The organism is Streptomyces sp. PsTaAH-124 (assembly GCF_000373685.1).
GTDB lineage: Bacteria > Actinomycetota > Actinomycetes > Streptomycetales > Streptomycetaceae > Streptomyces > Streptomyces andamanensis.
Genome location: NZ_KB892172.1, coordinates 93,256 through 118,491, shown reverse-complemented (window position 1 = coordinate 118,491; position 25,236 = coordinate 93,256). Strand labels below are relative to the sequence as shown.

The window sequence follows — 25,236 nt, the reverse complement described above, 5'->3', positions numbered from 1 at the left end:
ACCATGTCCACCTCGACCGTCTCCCGGGCGCCCGCGAAGCGCCCGGCCCGGCGCTCCGGCCGGGGCGCCGGGCCGCGCCCGGCATCCCGGATCCGGCGCCAACTGCCCACCAGTCCCTGGCTGTTCGCCGCCCCCGGACTGCTGGTCACCGCCGTCTTCATCCTGTACCCGTTCGTCTCCACGGTGATCAACGCCTTCACCGACCGGCGCACCCTGATCCCCGGCCACTTCGTCGGCCTCGCCAACTTCCGCGAGCTGCTGCACGACGACGCCTTCTGGATCGGCCTGCGCAACAGCACGCTGTACATGGTCGGCACCGTCCCGGCGCTGGTGATCCTGCCGCTGCTGCTGGCCATGCTGGTGCAGAAGAACATCCCGGGCATCACCTTCTTCCGGTCCGCCTTCTACACCCCGGTCGTCGCCTCGATCGTCGTGGTCGGCCTGATCTGGGTCTGGATGCTGGACGAACGCGGACTGGTGAACTCGCTCCTGGAGACGGTCGGGCTCGGCAAGGTCGGTTTCCTCAGCGACCAGTGGCTGCTGCTGGTCAGCGCCATGGCCGTCACGGTCTGGAAGGGCCTCGGCTACTACATGATCGTCTACCTCGCGGCGCTCGCCAACGTGCCGCGCGAACTGCACGAGGCCGCCGCCGTGGACGGCGCGGGCGCGGTGCGCCGCTTCTTCACCGTGACCGTGCCGGCCGTCCGCTCCACCATGGTCCTGGTCGCCGCGCTCTCCTCGGTCGCCGCCTTCAAGGTGTTCTCCGAGGTCTACCTGATGGCCGGGCCCAGCGGCGGCCCCGCGGGCGAGGACACCACCCTGGTGATGCTCATCCAGCGCACCGGCACCGGCCTGTCCGGCCGCGTCGGCTACGCCTCCGCCATCTCCCTGGTGGTGTTCGTGATCACCGTGATCCTCATGCTGCTCGTCCTGCGCGCCGACCGGAAGGAGGACGCGTGAGCACCGTCGAGACCCCGGCCCGCAAGACCCCGGCGCGCGCGCGGAGGCCCCGCTTCACCGACGAGAACGGCCGCCGCTACCGGGTGTGGGAACTGGTCCTGCGCTACGTCCTGCTGCTGGCCGTGCTCGCCCTGACGGTCGGCCCGTTCGTGTGGCAGCTGTCCACCTCGCTCAAGGGCCCCACCGAGGACATCTTCAGCTCCCCGCCGAAGTTCCTGCCCGGCGACCCCACCGTGCACAACTACGAGCGCGTCGCCGACACCATCCCGGTCTGGGACTACGCCTTCAACTCCCTCAAGGTCGCCGCCGCCAACGTCGTCACCAACTGCGTCGGCTCGGCCCTGGCCGGCTACGCCCTGGCCCGGCTGCGCTACCGGGGCCGCCGGGTCGCCACCCTGGTCTTCGTGCTGGCGATGCTCGTGCCCGCGGAGGGCATCATCATCGCCCAGTTCACCACCATGCGGGAGCTGGGCCTGAACAACACCCTCGTCGGTGTCCTGCTGCCCGGCGCCGTCGCGTCGCTGAACGTCCTGCTGATGCGCAACGCCTTCCTGAACCTGCCCTACGAGATCGAGGAGGCCGCCTACGTCGACGGCGCCAACGTCTGGCAGCGGTTCCTGCGGATCGCGCTGCCGTCGGTCAAGGGCACCCTCGCCGTCGTGGCGATCTTCGCCTTCATGGGCGCCTGGGACGACTTCCTGTGGCCGCTCATCGTGCTCAGCGACCCCTCCAGGTTCACCCTGACCATCGGCCTGAACTACCTGCACGGCACCTTCGCCAACGACGAACGGCTCGTCGCCGCCGGCACCGTCATCGCCGTGGCCCCGCTGATCGCCCTCTTCGCCTGCCTCCAGCGCTACTTCTTCCGCGGGGTCGGCGAGGGCGCCGTCAAGGGCTGAGCGCCCGGGGCCGCTCCCGGGAGCGGCCCCCGCGGCCGGCCGTCACCGCAGCTTTCGCGGGCCGAACCCCCGTACCCCCACCTCGCAAGGACCCCGCATGCCTTCTGCCGTGCGCTTCGGCGTCAACTACACCCCGAGCCAGGGGTGGTTCCACCACTGGCTCGACTTCGACCTGGACGCCGTACGCGCCGACCTGGACTCCATCGCCGCGCTCGGCCTCGACCACGTCCGGGTCTTCCCGCTGTGGCCCTACTTCCAGCCCGACCGCGCCCTGATCCGGCCGCGCGCCGTGGAGCAGCTGGTGCAGCTCGTCGACGCGGCCGGGGAACGCGGGCTCGACGTCAACGTGGACGGCCTCCAGGGACACCTGTCCAGCTTCGACTTCCTGCCCGCCTGGACCCGCACCTGGCACCGCCGCAACCTCTTCACCGACCCCGAGGTCCTGGACGGCCAGGCCGCCTACCTGCGCACCCTGGCCGCCGCCCTCGACGGCCGCCCCAACTTCCTCGGCATGACCCTCGGCAACGAGGTCAACCAGTTCTCCGCCGGGCCCCACCCCGACCCGGACCGGGCCACCGCCGACCAGATCGACGCCTGGCTGGAGCGCATGCTCGCCGCCTGCGAGCAGGGCGCCCCCGGCAAGATGCACCTGCACGCCGAGTACGACGCCACCTGGTACCAGGACGACATGCCGTTCACCCCGGACCAGGCCGCCCGGCACGGCGCGCTGACCGCCGTGCACTCCTGGGTCTTCAACGGCACCGCCCAGCGCCACGGCCGCACCTCCGTGCCCACCGAGCACCACGCCGCCTACCTCATCGAGCTGAGCAAGGCATGGGCGGCCGACCCGCACCGTCCCGTCTGGCTCCAGGAGGTCGGCGCGCCCGCCCCCCTGATCCCCGCCGAGCACGCCGCCGCCTTCACCGAGGCCACCGTCGCCAACGCGCTGGACTGCCCCGACCTGTGGGGCATCACCTGGTGGTGCTCCCACGACGTCTCGCGCGAGCTGGCCGACTTCCCCGAACTCGAGTACAGCCTCGGCCTGCTGACCAACGACCGCCGCCCCAAGGACCTTGCCCGCAGCCTCGCCCGCGCGGCCCGCGAGCACACCTACGCCCCGGCCCCGCGCGCCACCGCCCTGACCGTGCCCGCCGACCCGGCCGCCCGCTCCCGCTGCGCGCCCGGCGGCGACGTCTTCGAGGCGTTCTTCCGGCTCACCGCCGACGGCGCCCGCCCCACCACCGTCCTCGACACCCGGGCGGCCGACCAGGACCACCTGGCCGCCCGCGGCATCACGGACGTCGTCACCCCCGATCAGGTACTCCCCACCCCACCAGGAGGCACCCGCTCGTGAGTCACCACCCCGCCCGGCGCACCGTCCTGCTCGCGGGCGCCGCGACCGCCGCCCTGCCCGCGCTGTCCCTGCCCGCCGCCGCGCCCGCCTCGGCGGCGCCCCGCACCGCCGCCACCGGCCTGGCGCCCCTCGCCTCCTACTGGTACCCCGACTCGCTGCCCGACGGCAGCCCCGGCGAGGGCATCACCTGGCGCGGCCTGAAGAGCTGGCGCGCCGCCACCGACATCGACCTGCCCTTCAACCGGGCCTCCGTGCCGCTCGCCCGGCGCTTCACCCCGGCCCCGGCCAACACCACGGCCCGCGCGGACCAGGCCCGTATCCAGTCCCTGGTCTCCTTCGGCCCCACCGCGGGCAACCCCTCCCAGGGCTCGGCCACCGCCGACTACTACGCCCTCACCCACTGGGCGTACATCGACGAGCTGGTCTTCTGGGGCGGCTCCTCCGGCGAGGGGCTGATCCTCGCGCCGAACGCGCCGATCGTGGACGCCGCCCACCGGCACGGCGTCCCCGTCCTCGGCAACGTCTTCCTGCCGCCCGCCGCCTACGGCGGACAGCTCCGCTGGACCAGCGACCTGGTGCAGCAAGACGCCGCCGGGCACCACCCGCTCGCCGCCCAGCTCGTCGCGGTCGCGGCGGCGTACGGCTTCGACGGCTGGTTCGTCAACGCCGAGACCGGCGGCGGCGACAGCGCGCTCGGCGCGGCCATGCTCGGCTTCGTCCGCGAGCTGAAGAAGCTCGCCGCCGCCCGCGGACAGCGCGTCACCTGGTACGACGCCATGACCGTGGACGGCACGGTGAGCTGGCAGGGCGCGCTGAACGACCGCAACCAGGCGCTGTACGAGGCCGCCGACGACCTGTTCGTCGACTTCCGCTGGAGCGCGGGCTCGCTGGCCTCCTCCGCCCGCCGGGCCGACGCGCTGGGCCGCAGCCGCTACGAGCTGTGGGCCGGTGTCGACGTGGAGTCCCGCGGCTCGGACACCTCCGTGGACTGGGACGCGATCGTGCCCGGCGGCACCGCGCACACCGCCTCCGTCGGCCTCTACCGCCCGGAGTGGACCCGGGGCCACCTGCCCGCCGGGCACACCCCGGAGGCGTTCCACGCCGCCGACGACCGGTTCTGGACCGGCCGCTCCCTCGACCCGTCCCGGCCCGACGCCGCCGACCCCTGGCGGGCACCGGCCGTCTTCGCCGCCGACCGGTCCACCGTCACCTCCCTGCCGTTCGCGACCGTCTTCAACACCGGCCACGGACTGCGCTGGCACGAGCGGGGCGAGGTGACCTCCGACACCCCCTGGAACCACCTCGGCCTCCAGGACCGGCTGCCCGCCCGCCGCTGGAGCGTGCGCACCGAGGGGCAGCGGCCCGCCGTCGCCTTCGACTTCGCCGACGCCTGGCACGGCGGCAGCAGCCTCCTGGTGTCCGGCGCGCTCGACCGGCCCGCCGTGCTGGACCTCTACACGACCCGGCTGCCGCTCGGCCGCAACACCGTCGTCGAGCTGACCCACCGCGCCGACGCCGGGGACGTACGCGTCGAGCTGGCCGTGGCGACGGCCGAACCGGACGGCGCCGGGAACCCGCCGCCGTACACGTACCTGCCGCTGCCGGCCGGGCGTGGCGACGGCTGGCGGACCACCGCGGTGCGGCTGCCCGGCCGGTCCGGGACCGTGCACGCCCTCGGGATCCGGCTCACCGCCACCGGCGGCGGCCCGGTCCGCTGGCGGCTCGGCGGCCTCGCCGTGCGCGAGCGCGCCACCACCCCGGCCGCCCCCGTCCGGCCCCGGGTCACCGCGGCCTCGGGCGGCGACCTGCGCCTGGCCTGGGACCACCCGGCGCCCGGCACGGTCCGCCACTACACCGTGCACCGCGTGCTGCCCGACGGCACCCGCCGCTTCCTGGGCGGCACCGGCCAGCGCGCCTACTTCGTCACCGGCCTGACTCCCGCACCGGGCGAGCGGGCCGTACGGTTCGAGGTACGGGCGGTGGGGGAGCTGTACACCTCCTCGGCCGCCGCCGCCCTCGGCCACCGCTGGTAACCACCGACTGATCCACCCGCAGACGCAGACCTACGGAGCATTCCGCATGCATGACGACCGCAGCCTGGTCGAAGCCCGCCTCAAGCGCGTACTCGACGAGCGCATCCGCCCCGCCGTGTACCCCGAGTCCGTGCCCCTGGACGTGGCCGTGTGGCACGCGCCCGGGGAGCCCGTGCCGGTCGCCGAGGGACTGGCCGCCGAGCCCGAGCCGATCGCGGTGGGCGCCCGCTGGGGTGCTCCGTGGGGCACCAGCTGGTTCCGGGTGACCGGCACCGTCCCGCAGGCATGGGCCGGCCGGTCCGTCGAGGCCCTGCTCGACCTGGGCTTCGACGAGAACATGCCCGGCTTCCAGTGCGAGGGCCTGGTCTACCGGCCCGACGGCACCCCGGTGAAGGGCCTCAACCCGCGCAACCAGTGGGTCCGGATCGGCGCCCCCGTCGAGGGCGGCGAGGAGGTGCGCCTGCACATCGAGGCCGCCTCCAACCCGGTCATCCTCGACTACCACCCCTTCCTGCCCACCCAGCTCGGTGACAAGGAGACCGCGGGCAGCGACCCGCAGTACACGCTGACCCGGATGGACCTCGCCGTCTTCGACGAGACCGTGTGGCAGCTCGTCATCGACCTTGAGGTGCTCGGCGAGCTGATGGCCGAGCTGCCCGAGGACTCCCAGCGCCGCTACGAGATCCTGCGCGCCGTGGACCGGGCACTGGACCTGGTGGACCTCCAGGACGTCAACGGCACCGCCGAGCGGGCCCGCGCCCAGCTCACCGGCGTGCTCTCCGCGCCCGCCGTGCCCTCCGCGCACCGCATCAGCGCCGTCGGCCACGCGCACATCGACTCCGCCTGGCTGTGGCCGCTGCGCGAGACGGTGCGCAAGGTGGCGCGTACGACGTCCAACATGACCGCCCTGCTGGAGGACGAGCCCGACTTCGTCTTCGCCATGTCCCAGGCGCAGCAGTGGGCCTGGATCAAGGAGCACCGGCCCGAGGTGTGGGCGCGGGTCAAGAAGGCCGTCGCGGACGGGCGGTTCGTCCCGGCCGGCGGCATGTGGGTGGAGTCCGACACCAACATGCCCGGCTCGGAGGCCATGGCCCGGCAGTTCGTGCACGGCAAGCGGTTCTTCCTCGACGAGTTCGGCGTCGAGAACGACGAGGCGTGGCTGCCCGACACCTTCGGCTTCGCCGCCGGTCTGCCGCAGATCATCAAGGCGGCCGGTTCCAAGCGGCTGCTCACGCAGAAGATCTCCTGGTCGCAGACGAACAAGTTCCCGCACCACACCTTCCAGTGGGAGGGCATCGACGGCACCCGGATCTTCACGCACTTCCCGCCCGTCGACACCTACAACTGCTCCATGAAGGGCAGCGAGATCGCGCACGCGGCCCGCAACTTCAAGGACAAGGGCGTCGCCCGGCACTCGCTGGCGCCCACCGGCTGGGGCGACGGCGGCGGCGGCACCACCCGCGAGATGGTCGCCAAGGCCGCCCGGCTGCGCGACCTGGAGGGCTCCGCGCAGGTGGTGTGGGAGACCCCCGAGGCGTTCTTCGACAAGGCCGAGGCCGAGTACCCCGAACCGCCCGTCTGGGTCGGTGAGCTGTACCTCGAACTGCACCGCGCCACCCTGACCAGCCAGGCCAAGACCAAGCAGGGCAACCGGCGCAGCGAGCACCTGCTGCGCGAGGCGGAGCTGTGGGCGGCCACCGCCGCCGTGCGCGCCGGGTTCCCCTACCCCTACGAGGACCTGGACCGGATCTGGAAGACGGTGCTGCTGCACCAGTTCCACGACATTCTGCCCGGCTCGTCCATCGCCTGGGTGCACCGCGAGGCCCGCGCGACCTACGAGCGGGTCGCCGCCGAGCTGGACGCCATCATCGACGGCGCGCAGCGCGCGCTGGCCGGCGAGGGTGCCACCCCGCTCGTCTTCAACGCGGCCCCGCACGGCCGTTGTGGTGTCCCGGCGGGCGGCGCCGCCGCCCCGGCCGTCGAGGGCGGCACCCGGCTCACGCCCCGCCGGGGCGGCGGACACGTCCTGGACAACGGCGTGCTGCGCGTCGAGATCGACGAGCGGGGCCTGGTCGTCTCGGCGTACGACATCGAGGCCGAGCGGGAGACGGTCGCCCCCGGCCGGGCCGCGAACCTGCTCCAGCTGCACCCCGACTTCCCGAACATGTGGGACGCCTGGGACGTGGACGAGTTCTACCGCAACACGGTCACCGACCTGACGGACGCGGACGAGGTCACGGCGGGCGAGGACGGCGCCTCGGTGCGCGTCGTGCGCTCCTTCGGCGACTCCCGCGTCACCCAGGTGCTGTCGCTGGCCGCGGGCGAGCGGCGGCTGCTCCTGGACACCGAGGTCGACTGGCACGAGACGGAGAAGTTCCTCAAGCTGGCCTTCCCGCTGGACGTGCACGCCGAACGGTACGCGTCGGAGACCCAGTTCGGGCACTTCCACCGGCCCACCCACACCAACACCTCGTGGGAGGCCGCCAAGTTCGAGGCGTGCAACCACCGGTTCGTGCACGTGGCCGAGCCCGGCTGGGGCGTCGCCCTGGTCAACGACTCGACGTACGGCCACGACGTGACCCGCGCGGTCCGCACCGACGGCGACCTGGGCACGACCACCACGGTCCGGGTGTCGCTGCTGCGCGCGCCGCGCTTCCCCGACCCGGAGACCGACCAGGGCGTCCACCGCTTCCGGCACGCCCTGGTGCCCGGCGCCGACATCGGCGGCGCGGTCCGCGAGGGCTGGCGGATCAACGTGCCCGAGCGGCGGCTGACCGGCGCGGGCGCGGTCGCCCCGCTGGTGGCCGTCGACGACGACGCGGTGGTCGTGACGGCTCTCAAGCTCGCCGACGACGGCAGCGGTGACGTGGTCGTCCGCTTCCACGAGGCGCACGGCGGCCGGGCGCGGGCCACACTGAGCGCCGGGTTCGAGGTCGCCGACGCCGTGGCGACCGACCTGCTGGAGCGCCCGCTGGCCGACGCCCCGGCCGTGGAGCGCGACGGCGAGCGGATCGCGGTGCGGCTGCGTCCGTTCGAGCTGGTGACGCTGCGGCTGCGGCGCGCCTGAGTCGGTACAGGAGGGCGGACCGGCGCGCATGCGCCGGTCCGCCCTCCGGCGTTCCCGCCGTGTCCTCACCCGTGGTCCGCCGTCACTCCGTGAACCGGGCGCGCAGCCACTCCTCCACCTCGCCGACGTGGGAGGCCGCCGCCGCGCGGGCCGCCTCCGGGTCATGGGCCGCCAACGCCCGGAAGATCGCGGCGTGTTCGCGGCGGGTGCGGGCGAACGCACCCTCCTCCTGGTAGCCGCGCCAGACCCGGGCGCGGAAGGTGCGCGAGGACAGGCCCTCCAGGATCGCGGCCATCGTCCCGTTGCCCGCCGCCATCGCTATCTCGCGGTGGAAGGCCAGGTCGTGGGCGAGGATCTCCTCCGGGTCGTCGGTGGCGTTCATGGCCGTGAGGTGCTTCTCCACCTCGGCCAGCCGCTCCGGGGTGATCCGCGCCGCCGCCAGCGCGGTCGCCGTGGACTCCAGGACCCGGCGCACCTCCAGCAGTTCGACCAGGCGCGGCCCGCGGGTCAGGTCGGCCACCACCCCGAACGTCTCCAGCAGGTCTCCGGCCTCCAACTGCGTGACATAGATGCCCGATCCGTGCCGGGCCTCCAGCACACCGAGCACGGTGAGCGCGCGTATCGCCTCGCGCACGGAACTGCGGGAGATGCCCAGCCCGGCGGCGAGGTCGCGTTCGGTCGGCAGCCGCTGGCCCGGCTCCAGCCGGCCCTCGGCGATCATCGACTTGATCCGCTCGATGGCCCGCTGCGTCACGGTGCCCTTCTGCCCGGCACCGGCGGCGCCCTGCGCCGCCTCCGCCGCCTCCGTCTCCTTCGGCCCGGCATGCGCGGCACGCGCGGCGCCGTCCGGGTCCGGCTCCGTCCGCTCGGCCGGTCCGGTCGGGGTCTGCTCCACGCCACTCCTCCTGTCGCCGTGCGCCGCAGTCTAACCATCGAGGTGGTCGGACCACTTCGGCCGTCCGGCCGGGAAAAGTGGCTCCGGAGGGTGTTCCGGGCATCAAGTGGTCTGATAAGTATGCGGGCAACTGCTCGATCTCGCCCGATGAGGAGCCGACAGATGGCCGGCACACAAGTGCGGAACGGACGGCAAGGCAGGCGGCTGCACGGCAGGCGGTTCCCGGCGGCGGCGGTGCGCGCGGCGGCCGTCGCCGCCTGCGGCGCGCTGGCGCTGACGGCCTGCGGCAGCACCAAGGACGGCGGCGCGCCCGGCGCCCAGGGCGGCGGCAGCGGCAAGGTCGGTGTCGTCCTGCCCCTGCTGACCTCGCCGTTCTGGCAGTCCTACAACGACTACGTGCCCAAGATGGCCACGTCCCAAGGCGTGGACGCGCTGAAGACGGTCAACTCCAACAGCGACCCCTCGCAGCAGATCACCGACATCAACAACGAGCTGAACCAGGGCGTCAAGGGCCTGGTCGTGGCCCCGCTGGACAGCGCCGCCATCCAGGCCGGACTCGACCAGGCCGAACGCAAGGGCGTCCCCGTGGTCGCCGTCGACGTGGCACCCGACAAGGGCAAGGTCGCCATGGTCGTGCGCGCCGACAACATCGCGTACGGCGAGAAGGCCTGCCGGTACCTCGGTGCGCACCTCGCCTCCGGCAAGGTTGTGCAGATCATGGGCGACCTCGCCTCCGTCAACGGCCGGGAGCGCTCGGAGGCGTTCCGCGCCTGTGTGAAGAAGAACTTCCCGAAGCTGAAGGTGCTGGAGATCCCCGCCAAGTGGGAGTCCGACACCGCCGCCGCCAGACTCGACACGCTGCTGAACGCCAACCCCGACATCAAGGGCATCTACCTCCAGGCGGGCGGCGTCTACCTGGCACCCACCCTCCAGACCCTGAAGTCCAAGAACCTGCTGAAGAAGGCCGGGACGGCCGGACACATCGCCATCGTCTCCAACGACGGCATCCCGCAGGAGTTCGACGCCATCCGCAAGGGCGAGATCGACGCCACCGTCTCCCAGCCGGCCGACGCCTACGCCAAGTACGGCATGTACTACATCAAGGCGGCCATGCAGGGGAAGACGTTCGCGCCCGGCCCCACCGACCACGGCTCCACCATCGTGAAGCTGCCCAACGGAGTCCTGGAGGACCAGTTGCCCGCGCCCCTGGTCACCAAGGAGAACGTCGACGACCGGGCGCTGTGGGGCAACACGGTCCGATGAGCGCCCCCGACACCGCCCCGCTCGCCGAGGCGCGGGGCGTCACCAAGCGCTACGGAGCCACCGTCGCCCTCGCCGACGGCCGTCTCACTGTCCGCAGCGGAGAGTCCCACGCCCTCGTCGGCCGCAACGGCGCCGGCAAGTCCACCCTCGTCACCCTGCTCACCGGCCTCCAGGCCCCCGACGCGGGCGAGATCCGCTTCGACGGCGCGAGCGCGCCCCCGCTCGGCGACCGCGACGCCTGGCGCCGCAAGGTCGCCTGCGTCTACCAGAAGCCGACCGTCGTCCCCGAACTCACCGTCGCCGAGAACCTGTTCATCAACCGCCAGCCCACCGGACGCGGCGGCCTGATCAGCTGGCGGCGGCTGCGCGAGGAGGCCGCCGCGCTCCTGGACGCCTGGGACGTGCGCGTCGACCCCGGCGCCCGCACGGCCGAACTCCGCGTCGAGGACTGGCAGATGGTGGAGATCGCGCGGGCCCTCAGCCTCGGCGCCCGGTTCATCGTCCTGGACGAACCCACCGCCCAGCTCGACAACCGCGAGATAGAGCGGCTGTTCACCCGGATGCGGACACTCCAGGACTCCGGCGTCACCTTCCTGTTCATCTCCCACCACCTCCAGGAGGTGTACGAGGTCTGCCAGACCGTCACCGTGCTGCGCGACGCCCGCTGGATCACCACCGCCCCCGTCGCGGACCTGCCCCGCTCCGCCCTGGTGGAGGCCATGGCGGGGGAGTCGGTCACCGGCGGCGCCCTGAGCCGCGAGCCGGTCGCCGCCCACGCCCCCGTGGTGCTCGCCGCGCACGGCCTCACCTCCGGCGCGTACCGCGACATCGACCTGAGCGTGCGCGGCGGCGAGGTCGTCGGACTCGCCGGCACCAGCGGCAGCGGCAAGATCGAACTGGCCGAGTCCTTCGCCGGACTGCACACCCCCACCGGCGGCAGCGCCGAACTCGACGGCCGCGCCCTGCCGTTCGGCGACGTACGGGCCGCGCTGACGGCGGGCGTCGGCTGCGTCCCGCGCGACCGCCACGAGCAGGGCCTGGTGCCCCGGATGACCGTCGGCGACAACACCACGCTCAGCGTCCTGGACCGGCTCGGCCGGTTCGGCTTCGTCGGCACCGGCGCCCGCCGCGCCCTCGCCGGTGAGCTCGTCACCCGCCTCGGCATCCGCACCGAGGGCCCCGGGCAGCCGGTGTCCGACCTGTCCGGCGGCAACGCGCAGAAGGTCGTCATGGCCCGCGCCCTCGCCCGTGACCCGCGGCTGCTCGTCCTCATCAACCCCACCGCGGGCGTCGACGTGAAGTCCAAGGAATCCCTGCTGGCGCGCGTGGACAGCGCCCGCGAGGACGGCACCGCCGTGCTCGTCGTCTCCGACGAACTCGACGACCTGCGGCGCTGCGACCGCGTCCTCGTCCTCTTCCACGGCCGGATCACCGCCGAGCACCCGGCGGGCTGGCGCGACCACGAGCTGATCGCCTCCATCGAAGGAGTGGACCATGGCTGACACCGAGACGGCCGCGCCGCTCGCCCCACCGCACCCGGCCGACGCGGGCCGGGCCAGGGCAGTCCTGCTGCGCCGCGCCCGCGAACTGGCCCTCGTACCAGCCCTGTTGCTGCTCATGGTGCTCGGCGCGGTCGTCAACGACTCGTTCCTCACCGAACGCAACCTGATCTCCGTCCTGGGCTCGTCCGCCGCCCTCGCCATGGTGGTGCTCGCCGAGTCCCTGGTGCTCATCACCGGCAAGTTCGACCTGTCCCTGGAATCGGTCGTGGGCATCGCACCCGCCGTCGGCGCCCTGCTCGTCCTGCCCGCCGCCCAGTCCGGCTGGGGCACCGAACTGGCCGCCCCGCTCGCCCTGCTCGCGATCCTGGCCGCCGGAGCGGTGATCGGCGCCTTCAACGGCATCCTGGTCGTCACCTTCAAGCTCAACGCCTTCATCGTGACCCTGGCCATGCTCATCGTGCTGCGCGGAGTGCTGGTCGGCGCCACCAAGGGCAAGACGCTGTTCGGCATGCCCGACAGCTTCTACGCGCTGGCCACCACCACCTTCCTCACCGTCCCCCTGTCGGTGTGGCTGGCCGCCGTTGCCTTCGCCGTCACCGGCCTGGTCCTGCGCCACCACCGCGTCGGCCGTGCCCTGTACGCCATCGGCGGCAACGCGGACGCCGCACGCGCGGCCGGGATCCGCGTCGAGCGCGTGATGCTCGGCGTGTTCGTCGTCGCCGGTGTCCTCGCCTCCGTCGGCGGCATCATGCAGACCGGCTACGTCGGCGCGATCAGCGCCAACCAGGGCCAGAACATGATCTTCACGGTGTTCGCGGCGGCGGTCATCGGCGGCATCAGCCTCGACGGCGGCCGGGGCACCATGTTCGGCGCGCTCACCGGCGTCCTGCTGCTCGGCGTGGTGCAGAACCTGCTCACCCTCGCCCAGGTGCCGTCGTTCTGGATCCAGGCCATCTACGGGGGGATCATCCTGGTCGCCCTCATGATCGCGCGCGTGACGACGGGCCGCGCCCAGGACTGACCGCACGGCCCCCCGCCACCGACGAAAGGCCACCCGTGTCCCCGACGCCCGCCCGTGTCACCGCGGTCGACACCCACGACATCCGCTTCCCCACCTCGCGCGAGCTGGACGGCTCCGACGCGATGAATCCGGACCCCGACTACTCGGCCGCCTACGCCGTCCTGCGCACCGACGCCGCGGACGGCCCGGACGGGGCCGAGGGCCATGGCTTCACCTTCACCATCGGGCGGGGCAACGACGTCCAGGTCGCCGCGATCCACGCACTGCGCCACCACGTGGTCGGACGGTCCGTCGACGAACTGTGCGCCGACCCCGGCTCGCTCTTCCGCGATCTCATCGGCGACAGCCAACTGCGCTGGCTGGGGCCCGAGAAGGGCGTGATGCACATGGCGATCGGCGCGGTCGTCAACGCCGTGTGGGACCTCGCCGCCAAACGCGCGGGCAAGCCGCTGTGGCGGCTGCTCGCCGAGGCCGACCCGGCGTGGCTGGTGCGGCAGGTCGACTTCCGCTACCTCACCGACGCCCTCACCCCCGACGAGGCCCTGGACCTGCTGCGCCGCGGCCGGGAGGGCGCCGGGGAGCGCACCGCCCGCCTCCTGGCGCACGGCTACCCCGCCTACACCACGTCCCCCGGCTGGCTCGGCTACGACGACGCCAAGCTGACCCGCCTCGCCGCCCAGGCCGTCGCCGACGGCTTCACCCAGATCAAGCTGAAGGTCGGCGCCGACCTCGACGACGACGTACGCCGCTGCCGGGTGGCCCGCGCCGTCGTGGGACCCGGGGTGCGCATCGCGGTCGACGCCAACCAGCGCTGGGACGTGGCCGAGGCCATCCGCTGGACCCGGGCGCTCGCCCCCTACGACCCGTACTGGATCGAGGAGCCCACCAGCCCCGACGACGTCCTCGGCCACGCGGCCATCCGCGAGGCGGTGGCCCCGGTGAAGGTGGCCACCGGCGAGCACGTGCACAACCGCGTCGTCTTCAAACAGATGCTCCAGGCCGGTGCCCTGGACGTGCTCCAGATCGACGCGGCCCGCGTCGGCGGCGTCAACGAGAACCTGGCCATCCTGCTGCTCGCCGCCAAGTACGGCGTCCCGGTCTGCCCGCACGCCGGCGGGGTCGGCCTGTGCGAACTGGTGCAGCACTTCTCGATGTTCGACTACGTCGCCCTGACCGGCACCACCGAGGACCGCGTCATCGAGTACGTCGACCACCTCCACGACCACTTCCTGGATCCGGTGGTGATCCGCGAGGGTCGCTACAGGGCCCCCACCGCGCCCGGCTTCTCCGCCGCCATGCGGCCGGAGTCCATCGCGCGCTACACCTTCCCCGGCGGCACCTTCTGGGCCGCCGACCTGGCACAGCAGACACAGCAGAAGGGGCACGCGGCATGAGCGACTTCGACGGACTGAGGGCCCTGGTGACGGGCGGCGCCTCCGGGATCGGCCGGGCCACCGCCGGTCTCCTGGCCGGGCGGGGCGCCCGCGTCGCGGTGCTGGACCTGGATCCCTCGGCCGTGGACAAGCCCCTGCACGCCTTCCGCGCCGACGTGACCGACGACGTCCTGGTGCGCACCGCCGTCGAGGCGGCCGCCGACGCCCTCGGCGGAGTCGACATCCTCGTCAACAACGCAGGCGTCGGCGCCCAGGGCACCGTCGAGGACAACGACGACGCCGAGTGGCACCGCGTCCTCGACGTCAACGTCCTCGGCATCGTCCGCACCACCCGCGCCGCCCTGCCGCACCTGCGCGTCTCCGACCACGCGGCCGTCGTCAACACCTGCTCGATAGCGGCCACCGCCGGTCTCCCGCAGCGCGCCCTCTACAGCGCCAGCAAGGGTGCCGTCCTCTCCCTCACCCTCGCCATGGCCGCCGACCACATCCGCGAGGGCATCCGCGTCAACTGCGTCAACCCGGGGACCGTGGACACCCCCTGGGTCGGCCGGCTGCTGGACTCGGCCCCCGACCCCGCCGCCGAACGCGCCGCCCTCCAGGCCCGCCAGCCCACCGGCCGCCTGGTCACCGCCGCCGAGGTCGCCGCCGCCATCGCCTACCTGGCGGGCCCGCACTCCGGCGCCACCACCGGCACCGCCCTCGCGGTCGACGGCGGCATGCAGGGCCTGCGGCTGCGCCCGGCGGCCCGGTGACGGCCCTGGGCGCGACCGGCGTCGAGCTCGGCCCCCTCGGCTTCGGCACCGCCGCCCTCGGCAACCTGTACACCGAGGTCGGCGAGGACCAGGCGCACGAGGCGGTCACCGCCGCCTGGGACGCGGGCATCCGCTACTTCGACACCGCGCCCCACTACGGGCTCGGCCTGGCCGAACGCCGCCTGGGCGCCGCCCTGCGCACCCGCCCCAGGAGCGAGTACACCCTGTCCACCAAGGTGGGCCGCCGCCTGGCGCCCGCCGACCGCACCGGCGACGGCACCGGCGACGACCTCGCCGCCGGATTCGCGGTGCCCGCCACCCACCGCCGCGTCTGGGACTTCACCGCCGACGGCATCCGGCGCACCCTGGAGGCCAGCCTGGACCGCCTCGGCGTCGACCGCGTCGACATCGCCTATCTCCACGACCCCGACGACCACGCCGAAGCGGCCTTCCGCGAGGGCTACCCGGCCCTGGAGCGACTGCGCGCCGAGGGCCTGGTCGGCGCGATCGGCGCCGGGATGAACCAGAGCGCGCTGCTGACCCGCTTCGTCCAGGACACCGATGTCGACGTGGTGCTGTGCGCGGGCCGCCACACCCTCCTCGATCACAGCGCCCTGACCGACCTGCTGCCCGCCGCCCTGGCCCGCGGGGTCGCCGTGGTCGTCGGCGGTGCCTTCAACTCCGGCCTGCTCGCCGATCCGCGGCCGGGCGCCACCTACGACTACACCCAGGCGCCGCCCGCGCTGCTGGAGCGGGCCCTGCGCCTGCGGGAGACCGCCCGCGCGCACGGCATCACCCTGCGCGCCGCCGCCCTGTCCCACTGCGCCGCCCACCCGGCCGTGGCCAGTGTGCTGATCGGTGCCCGCTCGGCCGCCGAGGTGCGCGACTGCGCCGAGCAGTACGCCGTCCCCGTCCCCGCGTCCTTCTGGCGGGAACTGCGCGAGAGGGGCCTGCTGCCGCGAGAGGAGCCCGTATGAGAGTCGCCCTGCACACCGAGGTGCGCGCCGACCGCGTCGCCGCCTACGAGGCCGCGCACCGGGAGGTGCCCGCCGCGCTCACCGCCGCCGTCCGCGCCGCCGGGGCCACCTCCTGGACCATCTGGCGCAGCGGCACCCACCTGTTCCACCTCCTGGAGTGCGAGGACTACGCCCGGCTCCTGGCCGAACTGGAGCGGCTGCCCGTCAACGTGGCCTGGCAGGCCCGCATGGCCGACCTGCTCGACGTCGCGCACGACTACTCCGGAGACGGTGCCGGAGCGGGCCTGCCCGTGGTGTGGGAGCTGCCGTGACCGTCGACGCCCACCACCACGTGTGGGACCTGTCCGTCCGCGACCAGGACTGGATCACCGGCCCCGCCCTCAGCCCGCTGCGCCGCGACTTCAGCCTCGCCGACCTGGCGCCCGAGGCCCGCGCCGCCGGGGTCGAGCGCACCGTCCTCGTCCAGACCGTCACCGTGCCCGAGGAGACCCCGGAGCTGCTGGCCCTGGCCGAGGCGCACGAGCTGATCGCGGGCGTGGTCGGCTGGACGGACCTCACCCGGGCCGACGTCGCGGACGAGCTGGACCGGCTGCGCGCCCTGCCCGGCGGCCGGTACCTCAAGGGCGTCCGCCACCAGGTCCAGGGCGAGGCCGACCCCCGGTGGCTGCTGCGCCCCGAGGTGCGCCGGGGCCTGACCACCGTCGCCGACGCGGGCCTGGTGTACGACCTGGTCGTCGTCCCCCGCCAGCTCCCCGCCTGCGCCGAGGCGGCGGCCCGCCACCCCGGGCTCACCTTCGTCCTGGACCACCTGGGCAAACCGCCCGCCGCCACCGGCGGCACCGAGCCCTGGGCGGGCGACGTCCGTGCGCTCGCCGCCCTGCCCAACACCGTCTGCAAGCTGTCGGGCCTGGTCACCGAGGCCGACCCGGCCACGTGGACCCCGGCGGGACTGCGCCCCTACGCGGACACGGTGCTGGACGCCTTCGGTCCGGACCGGCTGATGTTCGGCTCGGACTGGCCGGTGTGCACCCTGGCCGCCTCCTACGCGGAGGTCCTGGCCACCGCCCGGGAGCTGACCGCCGGGCTCGGCGCGCACGAGCGCGCGGCGGTCTTCACCCGGACGGCCGACCGCGTCTACGGGCTGGCTCAGCCCAGCTCGTAGTCGAACCGGATCCGGTGGGTGCCGTCGGCGTCGACGGCCAGGCCGCCGGTGCCGCGTATCCCCGTCAGCTCGCCGGTGCCGCTGGAGGGGACGACGGTGAAGAACTCCGCGCCGCGGTCGCTGCCCGTGGTGGTGGCCGAGTGGACGAAGTTGAAGGCGCCCCGGCGGCCGTGCAGGGTGCCCTCGAAGGACTCCATGGCGACATAGGTGCCGACCCCGGTCTCCTGGTCGTAGGCGGCGGTGAACAGGGTCGCCGCGCGGCCGGTGATCTCGCCCTCGAAGTGCTTCTCCAGGGTGGCCACTCCCACCGGGAGGCCGGTGGTCACGACGGGGTCCGGCTTCAGGTCGGCCGGCGTGAAGGACTTCACGGTGAAGGTGCCCGTAGCTCTCATGCGAAAGACCGTAGCGGCAGGGTCTGACAACGGCCCCGGCCTGCCCGTTCCGGCTGCCCGGCCCACCCGGCACGGCACCCCGCCGGACCGGCCGCACCCCGTCAGTCGTCCCGCGCCGGGCCCGCCAGCCGGGTCGGCGCCAGGAACTCCCGGACGAACGTGCGGTCCCAGCAGGCCCCGGTGGCGCGCAGCTCCGGCCAGGTCGTGTAGCGGTAGCGGAACAGCCGGGCGCGGACGAAGCGCGGCGGCCGGTCGCGCGGGAACGGCGAGCGGCGCAGCAGCCGCAGCGTGTCGCGGTCGTTCTCCAGGAGTCGTTCCACCAGCGCGCCGAACCACGGCCCGGCGTACGCCGGGGACAGCGCGGCGAACCACATCATCCAGTCCAGGCGCAGATGGTACGGGGCAAACTGCCGGGGCCAGTGCCGTACGTCCCCGGGCTTGCCCCTGAACTCGTACTCCCGCCAGTCGGAGTCCTCGCGCGGCACCTCGTCGAGGGTGCCCTCGATCACCACCTCGTGCCGGATCCGGCCGACGGTGCCGAACGCGCCGTAGGTGTTGACCAGGTGCAGCGGGTCGAAGGAGCGGTTCATGACCTGGCGGCGGGAGATCATGTTCCGCACCGGGCGGTGACTGAGGAGGACCAGCAGCGCGGCCACGGCCAGGACCAGCACCTCGTACCACAGCGGGGGCGCGGACACGGCCGGCGGCGGGCCGCCCGGCCAGCGGACCGCGGACAGGGCGAGCACGACGGTGATCCAGTTCAGCCAGGCGAAGTTGCCCGAGGCCACCAGCCACAGCTGGGTGAGGATCATCAGCGCCGCGGCGGCCGTGGCGACCGGCTGCGGGGTGAACAGCAGGAACGGCACCACCAGTTGCGTGAGGTGGTTCGCGGCCGTCTCCGCCTTGTGCAGCGGCGCGGGCAGCCGGTGGAAGAACCAGCTCAGCGGGCCCGGCATCGGCTGGGTCTCGTGGTGGTAGTACAGGCAGGTCAGGTTCCGCCAGCACGGGTCGCCGCGCAGCTTGATCAGCCCCGCGCCGAACTCCACCCGGAAGAGGATCCAGCGCAGCAGGAACAGCACGAGGACCGGCGGGGCCACCTCGTCGTTGCCCAGGAACACCGCGAGGAACCCGGTCTCCAGCAGCAGCGACTCCCAGCCGAAGCCGTACCAGGTCTGCCCGACGTTCACGATCGACAGGTACAGCGCCCACGGCACCAGCCACAGCAGCAGCGCGCCCCACAGCGGAAGCCACGCGTCCGCCCCCGCCAGCAGCGCCGCCGACACCGCGCACCCGCCCCAGGCGACCGCCGCGAAGAGACTGTCCGAGTAGCGCAGGTGGAACAGGCTCGGCGCCCGCCGGAACGGCACCCGCGCCACGAACCGGGGGATCGGCAGCATCCCGCGCTCGCCCAGCAGCGCCCGGAACTGGAGGGCCGCCGTCAGGAACGCCACGAGGTAGACGGCGGCCAGCGCCCGCTGGAACACCAGCCGGCCGAGCCAGTAGTCGGGTGCGGTGAACCATCCCACGGTCGTGCACGCTCCTTCCCTGCCGGTGCCCCGGTCCGCCGCCCCCGGGGACCGGGTTCCCCGCGCTTTTCGCTCGAAGAACTCGAAGAACTCGAAGAATCGGACAAATCCTGGCAAGGTGGGCCCATGGCTGAACGGGGAGCGCACGCCCTGGCACTCCCGGACGACTGGCCCGCGCACCCGGATCCGATCCTGGCACTCAACCGCATGGGCAGCTTCGACTGGGATCTGGACACCGGTCTGCTCAGCATGGACGCGCAGACGCACAGGATCTTCGACCTCACCCCCGAGGAGTACGACGGCCACCCCGAGAGCCTGGGCCGCCGGGTCCCCGCCGCCGAGGGCCGCCGCCTGGACGCCATGGTGAACCGCGCCCTGCGGGAGGGCCGCGAGAACTACGGCACCTACATGCGGCTGCGCCGCCGCGACGGCACGCTGCGCTGGATCCACACCCAGGGCTACATCCGCCGGGACGCGGCCGGGCGCCCGCACCGGATCATCGGGATCATCCGCGACGCCACCGAGGAACTGGACGACATCGCCGGCCGCCAGGAGCGGGTGGCGCGGGCCGCCGCCCGGCGCGAGCAGACCAATGTCGTCCAGGCCACCACGGCGGCCCTCGCCCACGCGCACTCCGTCCAGGACGTCATCGACGTCGTCAAGGACAGCCACGGCCTCGCCCTGCTCGGCTCCACCAGCCTGGTCCTCGGCCTGGTCGAGGCCGGCCGCCTCCGGCTGGTCGCCGAGGGCCCCGAGGGCAGCTCCGTGCCCGGCACCCGCGTCACCCGGATCGACGAGCCCTACCCGATGAGCGAGGCCGTGCGCACCCTCAGCCCGTGCTTCATCGAGTCCCCGGAGGACTTCGCCGAGCGCTACCCGATCCTGTGGCCGCACATCACCGGGCTGCGCATCACCTCGGCCGCCTACCTCCCGCTGATCGCCCAGGGCCGCCCCATCGGCGGCATGGGCCTGCTCTACAGCGGCCGGCACGGCTTCACCCAGGAGGAGCGCAACCTGCTGGTCGCCCTGGGCAGCAGCATCGCGCAGAGCCTCCAGCGCGCCATGCTCTACGAGCAGGAGAAGGACCTCGCCCAGGGCCTCCAGCAGGCGATGCTGCCGCGCACGATCCCCAGCGTCCCCGGCGCCGACGTCGCCGTGCGCTACCGCTCCGGCTACGCGGGCGGCTCCCTGGGCCGCGACATCGGCGGCGACTGGTACGACCTGATCCCGCTGCCCGGCGGCCGGGTCGGCGCCGTCATCGGCGACGTCCAGGGCCACGACACGCACGCCGCCGCCGTCATGGGCCAGCTCCGCATCGTGCTGCGCGCCTACGCCGCCGAGGGCCACACCCCGGCCACCGTGATGGCCCGCGCCTCCGTCTTCCTGCACGAACTGGACACCGACCGCTTCGCGACCTGCCTGTACGCGGAGGCCGACCTGTCCACCGGCGTGGTCCAGGTGGTCCGCGCCGGGCACATCGACCCGCTGGTGCGCAACGTCGACGGCGGCTGCCGCCGGGTCGAGGTCGACGGCGGCCTGCCGCTCGGCCTGTCCGCCGAGTTCGGCGACCTGGAGTACCCGGTGTGCGCCATGGAGCTCGACCCCGGGCAGTCCCTGGTGCTGTGCACCGACGGCCTCGTCGAGCAGCCCGGCGCCGACCTCGACGACGGCATGCGTGCCCTGGTCGACATGATCGGCACGGGCCCCGAGGACGTACGCGACCTCGCCGACCAGCTGATCGCCATGGCGGAGGAGCGCGGCGGGGACGACGACGTGGCCCTGCTGGTGCTGCGCCGCCGCGCGCTCGCCGAACGCCGGCCCGAGGGCCGCCTCCAGCACCATGTCGCACCGGGCGACCCCGAGGCGCTGACCCGGGCCCGCCACATGATCCGCGCCACCGTGCGCTCCTGGGGCGCCCGCGAGCGCTCCGACGAGATCGAACTCGTGGCCGACGAACTCATCACCAACGCCCTGATGCACACCGAGGGCGCCGCCGTGGTCACCCTGCGGGTGCTCAGCGGCACCGACCGGCGGCTGCGGGTGGAGGTCGAGGACTCCTCCAGCGCCCTGCCGCGCCGCCGCGAACCGGGGGAGCAGGGCGTCTCCGGGCGCGGGCTGCTCCTCGTCGACCGGCTCACCGACGTGTGGGGCGTGGAGGCGCGCGGCGGCGGCAAGTGCCTGTGGAGCGAGTTCGTGATGGACGAGACGGACGAGCCGACGTGAGCGTCCGGGGGAGCCGTCGGGGCGGGGGCGGCGGAGGCCCGCGCCGCGTGGCGGTGTCCGTGGGCGGTGGCACTCTGGAACCATGCCGGAACTGCCCGAGGTGGAAGCGCTCAGGGACTTCCTGACCGAGAACCTGGTCGGTCACGAGGTGGTCCGGGTGCTGCCCGTCGCCATCAGCGTCCTGAAGACCTACGACCCGCCGGTCACCGCCCTGGAGGGGCACAAGGTCACCGCCGTCGGCCGGTACGGCAAGTTCCTCGACCTGGCGACCGACGGCGGCCCGCACCTGGTCACCCATCTGGCGCGGGCCGGGTGGCTCCAGTGGCGGGACCGCCTCCCGGACGGCCCGCCCCGGCCCGGCAAGGGCCCCCTCGCCCTGCGGGTCGCCCTGGAGACCGGCGCGGGCTTCGACCTCACCGAGGCCGGCACCCAGAAGCGGCTCGCGGTGTACGTCGTACCGGACCCGCGGCAGGTGCCCGGCGTCGCCCGCCTCGGCCCGGACCCGCTGGCCGACGACTTCGACGAGGAGCGCTTCGCCGGGCTGCTCGCGGGGGAGCGGCGGCAGCTCAAGGGCGCCCTGCGCGACCAGAGCCTGATCGCGGGTGTGGGCAACGCCTACAGCGACGAGATCCTGCACGCGGCCCGGATGTCCCCGTTCAAGCTGGCGGCCTCCCTGACCCCGCAGGAGACCGGGCGGCTGTACGAGGCGCTGCGCACCACCCTGACCGAGGCGGTCGAGCGCTCCAGAGGCATCGCGGCCGGCCGGCTGAAGGCGGAGAAGAAGAGCGGCCTGCGGGTGCACGGCCGCATCGGCGAACCCTGCCCGGTGTGCGGTGACACCATCCGCGAGGTCTCCTTCAGCGACTCCTCGCTCCAGTACTGCCCGACCTGCCAGACGGGCGGCAAGCCGCTCGCGGACCGCAGACTCTCCCGGCTGCTCAAGTAGCCCGCCCGTCTGCCCGTCTGCCCGGCGGGCCGGGCGCGCCCGGACCGGGCACCCCGCGCGGGATGCGGCGAGGCGCCGCCGTCCGGAGCGCCGTGCCGCGGAGCCGGACCCGGTCAGAACATCAGAACGTCAGAACAGATGGATGGCCAGATGCCCCAGGGGCAGTCCGAGCTGCCAGGCGGGCGTCCACACCTTGGGGCCCTCGTCCTCGCCCACCGCGCCCGCGCCGTCCGGCACCGCGTCCAGGTCGGGCGCGAGCAGTTCGGTCTCCTCCAGCCAGCGCCAGGCGGCCTCGGCCAGCGCGAGGTCGGGCGAGGGGACGCCCCGGGCGTCCGCGTCGGCGGCGAGGCAGGCCACCCGCTCGCGCACCCAGTCCTGCCACGGCTGGTCGTACGCGGTGAGCGACAGCCAGGTCTCCAGCTGCGAGACCACCCGGATGCCGGACAGCTCGCCGCCGGTGTCGGACAGGAAGACGGTCAGCGCCAGCGCGTCCCGTCCGGCGCGGAACTCCACCGACGCCGGGGGCATCAGATCGCCCGTGCGCAGCAGTTCGTCGGCGATGTACTCGGCGTAGAACCAGGCCATGGGGACGTCCTGATCACCGCCGTGGCCGCCCTCCGCGTTCTCGTGCCCTCTGTGCAGCATCCCTTCCCGCCTTCCTCCGGTGCGTGCGCGTCGCCCGAGCCCCGGCTCCCGGGACCATGCCCCCGCGGAACACGGATGAGAACAGCCGATTACCCAACAGGGGTCCACAGCAAGGCGCTTTACGGAGGCTTGACCCAAGAGTCCGTTTCATCGCAGGTCGGCCGCGTAACCCGGAAGCACCCTGCGCAGGGCGCGCAGCGCGTAGTACGCACGGGACTTCACGGTACCGGGCGGAATGCCCAGGGTTTCGGCGGCCTCCGCCACACTGGCCCCGCGGAAGTACACGAGCACCAGGACGTCACGGTGCTGCGGAGTGAGTGTCTTCACAGCGCGCCGCACATCGAGGGTGGCGGCGGACCGTTCGGCGTGGTCGGCGATCACCCGCGCGTTCTCCAGGACGGCGTCGCCGACCTCGGGCGGCCGGGCCTGCCGGGCCCGGCGCGCGTCGATGGCCAGCCGCCGCGCGACGGTCAGCAGCCAGGGCCGTACGGAGTCGAAGGTCTCGGCGCGCAGCGCCTCGGGGTGCTGCCAGGCCCGCACCAGCGTCTCCTGGAGCAGGTCCTCGGCGCGCTGCCGGTCGCCGTCGCACAGCCGCAGCAGCAGTGCGAACAGCGGCCGTGCGTGCTCGCGCTGGAGCGCGGCGAGTTCGTGCTCGGCGGTCGTCGTCGCGGCACCCGCCGTCCGGGCGGTCGTGACGTCGGCGGGCGCCCCGGTGGTCGGCGGCGCGGGCGGGAGGGTGGTTCCGGCCATCATGGCCGTATGGCACCGCAGGGTGCCGTCCGGGGACAGGGCGCGCGCGGCGCTGTGCGGCGGACGGTCGATCGCGTCGTTGAACGGTGCGACGAACGGTCCGTCAGGTGCCGGTGACGGTACGGGACGCCGGGCGCCCGGGGTCCGGCGGCTGCCGGACAGGGGCCGGTGCGCACCGGACGGACCAATCACGGCGCCGCCGCTGTTTGCGGCGACGGCCCGCTTCGTACCCATCTGACTAACGCTTGTCCGTCGATATGACCGAATGATCGAACGTCTGCTCTGAAGGGAACCGATGTTCGCACGCCGACACCAGGTGGCCCTGGCCGTGACAGCCGTCCTCACCGCGGCGGCGGCCTGCCAGGCCGGCCACCACGAGCAGCGGCCCGCGGCGGCCGCACCCCCGGCGCCCACGGCCGGCACCCGCCCGGCCGCCACCGCGTTCACCCTGCTGGCCTCCGGCGCCCTCCGGCCGGACGCCTCGGTGATCGAGCGGGCCGCCTTCGACGCGGGCGGCACCGGCCACGACTTCCGCCCCCTGCTGGAGGGCGTCGCCCCGGCCGTCTCCGGCGCGGACGTGGCCCTGTGCCACCTGGACGCCGTACAGGAACCCGAGGAGGCGCCCGCCGCCGCGTCCCCCGGCATGTTCCCGCCGGAGCTGGCCCCGGCGCTCGCCGCCACCGGCTACGACGGCTGCGCCACCGCCTCCGCGCACACCCTGGACGACGGTCCCGACGGGGTCCGCCGCACCCTGGACGCCCTGGACCGCGCCGGGATCCGGCACGCCGGGTCGGCCCGCACCGAGGACGAGGCGCGCGGCGCCCTCCTGCGCGCCGGGTCCGCGCTGGTCGCCCATCTGGCGTACAGCCAGGGCCCGGACCGGCCGTCGCCCGCCGGACAGCCCTGGTCGCTGCGCCTGCTCGACACCGACCGGATCCTCGCCGACGCGCGGGCCGCCCGGCGGGCGGGCGCCGATGTCGTCGTGGTGTCCCTGGACTGGGGCGACCCGGACCAGGACGGCCCGGACGCGGAGCAGACGGAACTGGCGCGCAGGCTCACCGCCGCGCGCACCGGCGCCCGCCCCGCCGTCGACCTGATCCTCGGAACCGGCGCCCGGACGCCCCAGCCCTACGAGAAGGTGGGCGGCACCTGGGTGGTCTACGGCACCGGCGACCAGATCGCGGGCCCGCAGCCCGGCGCCGCCGCCCCGCCCGACCCGCGCACCGGCCGGAGCACCCTGGCCCGCTTCACCTTCGCCCCGCCCGCCAGGGCCGGAGGCCGCTGGGAGGTGACCCGGGCCGAGTTCGTGCCCGAACTGTTCGACCCCGACGCCGGACGGGTGGTGAACGTCGACGAGGCCATCGGCCGGGGCGCCGACCTCCAGGCCGTACGCGACGGGATCCGGGACGCGGTGCTCGCCCGGGGCGCGGCGAAGGACGGGCTGGTGATGGGCCGCTGACGGCCCGGCGGGCAGG

General features: G+C 73.8%; 21 protein-coding genes. 16 read left to right on the top strand and 5 right to left on the bottom strand.

Annotated features, from left to right (window positions below; all coding sequences use genetic code 11):
- The first annotated feature begins 3 nt into the window (after positions 1-3).
- The 5 genes from B086_RS0119640 to B086_RS0119620 all read left to right on the top strand — a co-directional run bounded on the left by B086_RS0119640 (position 4) and on the right by B086_RS0119620 (position 8,313).
- Positions 4-960 carry a carbohydrate ABC transporter permease gene (locus B086_RS0119640; protein ID WP_018568141.1) on the top strand — a complete coding sequence of 319 codons (957 nt, stop codon included), beginning with the start codon at positions 4-6 and terminating at the stop codon, positions 958-960.
- Positions 957-1,859 (top strand): carbohydrate ABC transporter permease, encoded by a 903-nt coding sequence (locus B086_RS0119635; RefSeq protein WP_018568140.1) that lies wholly within the window; start codon positions 957-959, stop codon positions 1,857-1,859. The genes B086_RS0119640 and B086_RS0119635 overlap by 4 nt, the downstream gene beginning before the upstream one ends.
- A 97-nt stretch (positions 1,860-1,956) precedes the next feature.
- The gene (locus tag B086_RS0119630) at positions 1,957-3,213 is read left to right on the top strand and encodes a glycoside hydrolase 5 family protein (protein WP_086024243.1); all 1,257 of its coding nucleotides are present in this window, start codon (positions 1,957-1,959) and stop codon (positions 3,211-3,213) included.
- Positions 3,210-5,246, top strand: a complete 2,037-nt coding sequence (locus tag B086_RS0119625) for an endo-beta-N-acetylglucosaminidase (protein WP_018568138.1) — start codon at positions 3,210-3,212, stop codon at positions 5,244-5,246. Before B086_RS0119630 ends, B086_RS0119625 begins: the two co-directional genes overlap by 4 nt.
- Positions 5,247-5,292: 46 nt before the next feature.
- Positions 5,293-8,313 carry an alpha-mannosidase gene (locus B086_RS0119620; protein WP_018568137.1) on the top strand — a complete coding sequence of 1,007 codons (3,021 nt, stop codon included), beginning with the start codon at positions 5,293-5,295 and terminating at the stop codon, positions 8,311-8,313.
- Between the two features lie 82 nt (positions 8,314-8,395).
- On the opposite strand, the gene B086_RS0119615 is transcribed toward B086_RS0119620, so the two are convergent.
- On the bottom strand, positions 8,396-9,067 hold the full coding sequence (locus B086_RS0119615) for a FadR/GntR family transcriptional regulator (RefSeq protein ID WP_026252584.1): 672 nt from the start codon (positions 9,065-9,067) through the stop codon (positions 8,396-8,398).
- Positions 9,068-9,370: 303 nt separating this feature from the next.
- On the opposite strand from B086_RS0119615, the gene B086_RS0119610 reads away from it, so the two are divergent.
- From B086_RS0119610 to B086_RS0119575, 8 genes are read left to right on the top strand one after another with little or no spacing between them, the layout of a single operon-like run.
- Complete coding sequence (locus B086_RS0119610) at positions 9,371-10,471, top strand: sugar ABC transporter substrate-binding protein (protein ID WP_018568135.1); 1,101 nt, start codon at positions 9,371-9,373, stop codon at positions 10,469-10,471.
- Entirely contained in the window at positions 10,468-11,973 is a 1,506-nt protein-coding gene (locus B086_RS0119605) for a sugar ABC transporter ATP-binding protein (RefSeq protein WP_026252583.1), read from the top strand. Before B086_RS0119610 ends, B086_RS0119605 begins: the two co-directional genes overlap by 4 nt.
- A complete protein-coding gene (locus B086_RS0119600) occupies positions 11,966-12,994 on the top strand; it encodes an ABC transporter permease (RefSeq protein ID WP_018568133.1) in 1,029 nt (342 codons plus the stop codon). Before B086_RS0119605 ends, B086_RS0119600 begins: the two co-directional genes overlap by 8 nt.
- 35 nt (positions 12,995-13,029) lie before the next feature.
- Entirely contained in the window at positions 13,030-14,388 is a 1,359-nt protein-coding gene (locus B086_RS0119595) for an L-fuconate dehydratase (protein WP_018568132.1), read from the top strand.
- Positions 14,385-15,140 (top strand): SDR family NAD(P)-dependent oxidoreductase, encoded by a 756-nt coding sequence (locus B086_RS0119590; RefSeq protein ID WP_018568131.1) that lies wholly within the window; start codon positions 14,385-14,387, stop codon positions 15,138-15,140. Before B086_RS0119595 ends, B086_RS0119590 begins: the two co-directional genes overlap by 4 nt.
- Positions 15,137-16,117, top strand: a complete 981-nt coding sequence (locus B086_RS0119585) for an aldo/keto reductase (RefSeq protein ID WP_018568130.1) — start codon at positions 15,137-15,139, stop codon at positions 16,115-16,117. Before B086_RS0119590 ends, B086_RS0119585 begins: the two co-directional genes overlap by 4 nt.
- Positions 16,114-16,428 (top strand): L-rhamnose mutarotase, encoded by a 315-nt coding sequence (locus B086_RS0119580; RefSeq protein ID WP_018568129.1) that lies wholly within the window; start codon positions 16,114-16,116, stop codon positions 16,426-16,428. Before B086_RS0119585 ends, B086_RS0119580 begins: the two co-directional genes overlap by 4 nt.
- Positions 16,425-17,279: an amidohydrolase family protein gene (locus B086_RS0119575; protein WP_018568128.1), complete on the top strand. Its 855-nt coding sequence runs from the start codon at positions 16,425-16,427 to the stop codon at positions 17,277-17,279. The genes B086_RS0119580 and B086_RS0119575 overlap by 4 nt, the downstream gene beginning before the upstream one ends.
- On the opposite strand, the gene B086_RS0119570 is transcribed toward B086_RS0119575, so the two are convergent.
- Both B086_RS0119570 and B086_RS0119565 read right to left on the bottom strand, forming a co-directional pair.
- Positions 17,264-17,671, bottom strand: a complete 408-nt coding sequence (locus B086_RS0119570) for a DUF3224 domain-containing protein (protein WP_026252582.1) — start codon at positions 17,669-17,671, stop codon at positions 17,264-17,266. The genes B086_RS0119575 and B086_RS0119570 overlap by 16 nt on opposite strands.
- A gap of 101 nt (positions 17,672-17,772) precedes the next feature.
- Positions 17,773-19,197, bottom strand: a complete 1,425-nt coding sequence (locus B086_RS0119565) for a lipase maturation factor family protein (protein ID WP_018568126.1) — start codon at positions 19,195-19,197, stop codon at positions 17,773-17,775.
- A 126-nt stretch (positions 19,198-19,323) separates the two neighbouring features.
- Here B086_RS0119565 and B086_RS0119560 point away from each other — a divergent pair, with 126 nt between their 5' ends.
- Positions 19,324-21,420, top strand: a complete 2,097-nt coding sequence (locus tag B086_RS0119560; protein WP_018568125.1) for a SpoIIE family protein phosphatase — start codon at positions 19,324-19,326, stop codon at positions 21,418-21,420.
- Between the two features lie 82 nt (positions 21,421-21,502).
- On the top strand, positions 21,503-22,366 hold the full coding sequence (locus B086_RS0119555) for an Fpg/Nei family DNA glycosylase (RefSeq protein WP_018568124.1): 864 nt from the start codon (positions 21,503-21,505) through the stop codon (positions 22,364-22,366).
- A 129-nt stretch (positions 22,367-22,495) separates the two neighbouring features.
- Here B086_RS0119555 and B086_RS0119550 read toward each other — a convergent pair whose 3' ends face one another.
- Positions 22,496-23,011, bottom strand: coding sequence for a hypothetical protein (locus tag B086_RS0119550; protein ID WP_018568123.1), 516 nt, complete (start codon positions 23,009-23,011; stop codon positions 22,496-22,498).
- Positions 23,012-23,158: 147 nt separating this feature from the next.
- Entirely contained in the window at positions 23,159-23,800 is a 642-nt protein-coding gene (locus B086_RS0119545) for a sigma-70 family RNA polymerase sigma factor (RefSeq protein WP_420712554.1), read from the bottom strand.
- Between the two features lie 256 nt (positions 23,801-24,056).
- Between B086_RS0119545 and B086_RS0119540 the strand changes: the two genes are divergently transcribed.
- The gene (locus tag B086_RS0119540) at positions 24,057-25,220 is read left to right on the top strand and encodes a CapA family protein (protein ID WP_018568121.1); all 1,164 of its coding nucleotides are present in this window, start codon (positions 24,057-24,059) and stop codon (positions 25,218-25,220) included.
- Positions 25,221-25,236: the final 16 nt, after the last annotated feature.